The organism is Streptococcus parasanguinis (assembly GCF_964238605.1).
In the GTDB taxonomy this organism is placed as follows: domain Bacteria; phylum Bacillota; class Bacilli; order Lactobacillales; family Streptococcaceae; genus Streptococcus; species Streptococcus parasanguinis_AJ.
Genome location: NZ_CAXSMM010000023.1, coordinates 367 through 1,533, shown reverse-complemented (window position 1 = coordinate 1,533; position 1,167 = coordinate 367). Strand labels below are relative to the sequence as shown.

The window sequence follows — 1,167 nt, the reverse complement described above, 5'->3', positions numbered from 1 at the left end:
AGCTTTGAATTGTACGAGGGTGCTAACAAGCTTCAAACTGTTACAAACAAAAACGGAAAAGTAACATTTGCACCAATTGAGTACACCGAAGAAGGTGAACACACTTACACTGTTAAGGAAGTAGCTGGAAATACCCCAGGTATTACCTATGACAAGACTGATAAACAAGTAACTGTTAAGGTGAAAAAAGATGGCGACAACCTGAAAGCAGATGTGGCTTATCCAGATAATAAAACCTTCTCAAATACTTATACGGCTCCTCAACCAGCAAAAGCTAAAATTTCAGCTAGCAAGATTTTAGAAGGTGCTGAATTGAAGAATGGCGAATTCAATTTCCAATTGTTGGATGAAACCGGAAAAGTTCTTCAAACAAAACAAAATGCTGCAGATGGTACGGTAACCTTTGATGACATTTCATATTCATCAGAGGACGCAGGAAAAACCTTCCACTACACGATTAAAGAAGTTATTCCTGAAAGCAAAGCAAAAGGAATGACCTACGATGAAGGAAGTATTGATGCTACTGTAACTGTCACAAAAGATGATGCAAGCAATACACTCAAAGCTTCTGTGGCATATGGTGATAAGAAATCATTCACTAACAAATTGGTAACAACTTCAATTCCACCAACTCCACCGACTGTTGACAAACCTGAATTGAAACTGTACAACATTCAATTGCACAAAGCTAACGCTGACGGAAATGCTCTTGCAGGTGCTGTATTTGGTCTCTTTGAAGCCGATGGTGTGACCCCAGTTGCCAACCCATATGGAGAAGGTCAAGCGACAGCAACCTCAGATGCCAATGGTCTTGTAAGCTTTGTAGGCTTTGAGGCTAAGGATTATGTTATTAAAGAATTGACTGCTCCGGCAGGATACCAACTTTCAAACGTTTCAATCACTGTTTCTGCGGCAGAGTTAACTGCTGCGACAGATTTGGTAGTTGATAAGGGTAATGTGGTGAATAAACCATTTACTGCTATTCCACCAACACCACCAGTTGTTGAAAAACCTGAGTTGAAACTTTACAATATTCAATTGCATAAGGTGAATCTAGTCGGTCAAGACCTTGCAGGAGCTGTCTTTGGACTCTTTGAAGCCGATGGTGTGACCCCAGTTGCCAACCCATATGGAGAAGGTCAAGCGACAGCAACCTCAGATGCCAAT

At 41.0% G+C, this 1,167-nt stretch carries 1 protein-coding gene; it reads left to right on the top strand.

Going from position 1 to position 1,167, the window contains the following annotated elements:
- The coding region (locus ACESR9_RS10150) for a Spy0128 family protein (protein ID WP_373106433.1) at positions 1–1,167 on the top strand (1,167 nt) is incomplete at both ends.